Annotated in this window: 3 protein-coding genes; all 3 read right to left on the bottom strand. The window is 59.6% G+C overall.

Annotated elements, in window-relative coordinates; genetic code table 11:
- Positions 1-403: 403 nt before the first annotated feature.
- Entirely contained in the window at positions 404-1,474 is a 1,071-nt protein-coding gene (locus AC5RWT_RS34480) for a zinc-ribbon domain-containing protein (protein ID WP_494084150.1), read from the bottom strand.
- A gap of 961 nt (positions 1,475-2,435) precedes the next feature.
- Positions 2,436-3,554, bottom strand: a complete 1,119-nt coding sequence (locus tag AC5RWT_RS34475) for an ATP-binding protein (protein ID WP_494084149.1) — start codon at positions 3,552-3,554, stop codon at positions 2,436-2,438.
- Positions 3,551-4,924, bottom strand: a 1,374-nt coding sequence (locus tag AC5RWT_RS34470; protein ID WP_494084148.1) for a transposase, incomplete at its 5' end; no start/stop codon positions are given. The genes AC5RWT_RS34470 and AC5RWT_RS34475, both read right to left, overlap by 4 nt.

Genomic DNA, 4,924 nt, shown 5'->3' with positions numbered 1-4,924 from the left:
GCTTGGCTCCGCCCCTCCTCCAGTGTGTGGCTTACTTCAGGACGTCCGCCGGGTCGACCTTCTCGATGGAGGACTGGGGGACGGTGACGTAGCGGCCATTGTTGCCGCCGATCTTGGCCAGCGAAACGGTAGCCGGGTACACAGCGTCCTCAACGGTGGCCCCGTTGGCGTGCAGCTCCTCCTCCTTTGGTGCTAACGGATGCGGCCGACTCGCCATCCGACGTCGAACGCGTGATCCGCGCGGACGTTCGCGCCGAGGTCGTCGCGCGGTGGCTGCGGGCAACCGCCGACCTGTTGGAGAGTTAGCGTGCTGGTGGCACCAATGTTGCCAGGCAATTCGGCGTTGCGCGTCATCGACGCTGGACCGTCATCGACGAGCGAGGCAGTACGCCCGCCACCACAATTAGTGCGTCCCAATCCTGACTAACTGTTCCGTAAGGAAACTACGGGGCCGCCGTCGGGGAATCCTCGAGACGTTTGTCCCAGCCTTGTCGACCGTGGAGGAAGCCGCTTGCAGGGATTGAGACGCGATCTTCAGGGGGCACGCGGTGCATCCACCGGCGCGAATGCGATTGCGGACCTGCATATGCTGCGAGTGGGCACGCTTGCAGGTCCACCAATGTCTCTTGGCGCCCGGGACCATTTCACTTGCGGCAATACCGTTGCGTTCTTGGTCCCAGTCGATGGCTAGTCGCGGATACCTGGTCTGAAGGTCATTGAGTCCGGGCACGACAAGGTGCCCTGTTTCAGCGGGGCACCGTAGTTTCTGCTGCCTGGCTCGGTAATAAATCTGTTGCTCGAATTCATGCCCTTCCGGGCACATCCACCAGACACGTTTCATCGAGCCCGCTTTTATATGGGTAGCTTGCAAGGATCCGTTCTTTGACGGGTGCCACCACGAAGCCACTTCAGGATGTGTCGTCGCCAGATCGTTCTCGCCTGCCGCCACCCTCCGACCTTCACATACCGGACAAAAGGAGTGCCGTACTAGGACGGCTGGCGTCCGGACGAAGCGGTGACCTGCCGGGCAGAGCAGATGGAGGGACGTCTTTGTGTTCCCTGCAGATACTTGGTGTGCTTGCTTCTGATCGAACTGCGGATCCCAGAACTTAGTCAGCTCTGGGTGGGTCGTCGCTAAATCGTTGAAACCCGGAAGGACAGTCCTTTGACCGCAGTACGGGCACCCAGAGTTATTTAGTGCACGGTTGGCAACAGTGGCTTGCCACGTGTGGCCCTCGGCGCAGTTCCACCAAGCCTTTGTCCCCGAACCGCGAAGAACCATACCTGCAGTCAGATCACCGTTTCGTTGCAGGTCCCACTGCGTGGCGAGTACAGGGTCTGTGTCCGCCAGAGAGGTGATGCCCTCGACTGCGCGAGATCCAGCACATACGGTGCAGTGGAACTCCTGATCCTGGTACCTCCGCACTCTGGACGGGCTGTCGTGGAGGCAATGTCCGGAGGGACACAGCAACATCCAGGCGCTGCTGCCGCTAATGCCTCCTGCGGCGCGCACCACAAATCGATCGACCCACCACGTGACGTCGTCGCGTACTGTCCTGACGTGATCGAACCACTCCGACGGCACGCACTCGTGAGTTGCACGGGCCGTAGGCGGCAAAACGACAGGGCGTAGATCATCGACCGGGACATCTTTACCGCCTGCTATCCGCCCGAAGACTACAGTTGGCCGAAGCATTAGCCACGCCTGGTCTGTCAACTCGCTCAGCTGCGATCCGGTAAGTGCGAGACACGATTTTGCTGCGGCCTCCGTGACCCGATTGTGCACATGCTGGTATCCGCCCCCGGTGCCGCGGGCGCCCAGAATGTCATTCAGGGTTTCCGAGTTGAGCATCACAAGCAGGAGCACCTCGGCCACGGGAAGGTCGTCAGGTTCAGGGTCGCGAGATCCGTGGGATCGTATAGAGACGGCTCGTCGCACGCACTCAGTTCCAAGATCGGACTGCGAGTGTCCTGACTGCGGAAGGCCAGCCGCGGCGACCGCGACGTTCCCTTTCACGCAGCCCCCGTGCAAGAGTCCTGGAAGCGCGGGATCTAACCGATCATGCGGCGAAACCGTGATCGGTCCAGTCCACAACCTATGTTGCTGGCATACCCAATTTGCCTTGCGCGCGTCGAGTTCCACGAGGGGTCCGCACTCGGGGCACGAAAACCAAGCCTGCGTAGTGTCCCAGAGCCCGGACTCGAAATGATCATCCGGCAGTCCGCAGCGTTCTCGCAGGAGGTCCGCGAGTTGCTCGTAAAGCCTCGCTACTGTCGGTTGTGTAATGCCTTGCCGTCGTAGTTCAGACCGAGCCTTACTTAGGTAGAACCCATGGCGGGCACCCAGCCGGTCCTCTAGTCGGCGCGCGAAGCTGGCCGGCGTTTCCCCCTTAACGGGCTCCGGGAAAAGGAGCGGGGCCAAGAGGGTCCGAGTGTCAGGCACGCGCCATCCTCCGTCGAGTTTGGAATCCAGCCTCCGGTTCGGCCGCCATCACTTGCGGCGCCGATTTTCGCGGGTCTTGCCGAATCTGGTGCCGCTCGGACTGCAAAGTGACGGCGACATGTTCGAGGTCGTTTGCGGTTATCAGTTCATTTTCGAGGATTCCTTCCGCTATCTTCCGTCGGGCAACTTGGGTCAGTGCCGAGTTGAGCATCCCGACCGAGCCGTGGGAGATCCGGAACAGGAGTGGGGCGAGTTTCACTATCTCTTTCGAATCGCTCGCGTGGAGCGGCAGAGCCTCGGCCATGCCGCCCACCAGACTGATCCAACTCCTTTTCCAGTCGCCTTGTGAACAGTCCGTGTAGTCATAGACCTTAACCCGGCGGTACCGGTTGGCGATTTGCGCACCTCGGTGCCCGGTTGTTATAGATGTGTGCTCGAGATCGATCCCAGCCAAGATAATGGTGGCATCCACATCATCTCCAATCCGCCTGAGAGCGTCCGCGACCGATCCTGCATTGGCAGCGTTGTCGAGGTTCTGCACTTCATCGATTGCGAGCAGTTCCATCCGTGCGAGATTGATCCCGTTGCGAACCATGGTGGAAAGCTCGGCTTCTGTGACACCAATCGTGTAGTCGATGCCGAGGTAATCGGCAAGAACTTGGTAGATGGATCTGGGGGTTCCCAGCGCAGGGATGCACACATATCCAACGGGGACCTCCCCCCGCCCGAGCAACCCGGGGTCTTCTTCTTGAAGATCCGTAAGCACGGAACCGAGTACACGATGCAGGGATGTAGTCTTGCCCGTCCCGGATGCTGCAGAGAGGAAAATACCGTGCCCGCCGCCACGTCTGGCAAAGTTGGCATCCATCTGCTCGACGACTGCCGTGTCGAGATCTTGGATGGTCTTGGTGGCTACCGTCATTCCCCGGGAAAGGTAAACCTGCCGCTCATCATCGTAAACTCGCCGCTCTTGAGGTGTCATAGAGAGTACTGCTTCGGCGGGGGGCATGTGCACCGTCTCACGCTGGGACTGCGCCCAGGTTAGATACCCCAGATAATGGGAGAGATCACCGCCAGTGCGTAAACGTTTGCGGTACTTAGCCACCGTCACGTGTCCTTTTCGATGCCATACGCTTCCTCGGGTTCCCATTCGTCGAGTGTCCAGCCTTGCCCCTCAGCATCGGGATCGTTGACAAACCCGTCCGCCTCTCGCTCGGTAACTAAAGAACGGCCTCCTAGAGCCGTGCGGCCCTGTACTTCGTCGAGGTGCTTAGCTAACGCAACCCGCTCTCTTTTTGTCTCCTCCTGCTTCCATTGCCGTTGTGCCCGCTCGATCATGGACATGGTTTCGTCGAGGCCCTGCTCTAGGTCCAAAGGGCGAAAGTTGTTCCGCATTTGAGCGGCCACATCCCACATTCGTCGCGAGTGCGGCGTATCGACGCGTCGATCGCGCCAGTCACAGGGAATGTGCTCGTCGATCTGGTCGATGTAGACCCAGATTCGGCTGGGGTCGGTAGGTTGGTAGTGGATTTCGTACTTCTTCTGACCTGGTGATTTTGAAGAGCGCATTCTGTATGGCGCAAGCGCAGGCGAGTCGTAGGTCCGTCGTCCGAATTCAATGCCATCCTTTTGGATGGTGCGGTGTTCGACGGGCATGAGAGAGATATAATCCCGTTCGCTCAGGGGCATCGGCACGTAGCCGACGAATGGGAACATGGCCGCATACATGGCGTTCGGGCTTAGTGGCGGCGCAGCTGGATGACGCGGGTCGCGAAGTCCCTCCATCGGGCTGTTCTGCCATACCTGGGCAACCCATGCATCGAAGAGCCAAATCAGTTCCTCTACGTCAAGGAGATTCTCGCGTTCGGGGTGGACACCGCGAGCCTCAACGTTGCCGCCGGTCTGGCCGGGAAGGAGCATCACAAACCTGGTCTTAATCGTATGGAAAGCACGCTCGACCATGGCTTTGTCTGTTGGAGTTCGTACGGCCGAACGGGTAAGGATAATTCCCAGCTGCACGCACGCGGCCTCCACTACGTGGGAACGGTAGTCCATACCGTTATCGGTCATTAGGCGATGGATTGCCATGGCCGGCCTCGAGGTGTCAAGGTCGGCCTTCTCATCAATAGTCAGGTGTTTAGCCCACGGGAGTTCCATGCGCCTTAGACGCCAAGTGTCGATTGCCGGGACTCCGGTTGGGCGCAGTGGTGGAGGTGTCAAAGCGTCAGCAAGCATCGCTGCCACGTCGGTGCCCGTGTTCTTCTTCTTGATACCTGTGGAGATGATCGACCGCGTGGCCTTGTCCATCATGATGGTCAACTCAACTTTGCCAGGCGCTCCGTCCGGCATCCGAACGAGAACGTCGAATGGGCTTGAGTCGACTTGAACTTCACCCCCGGGAAGCAGCGCCGGACGTGGACTAAAAACACGCTTTGGAGAGTTCGCCGCCGTCTGTCGGTTCTTCGCTGATCCTGTCGGGTC

It is taken from the genome of Arthrobacter sp. Dra40, from assembly GCF_059091905.1.
This window is presented reverse-complemented; position numbering and strand designations above follow the sequence as displayed.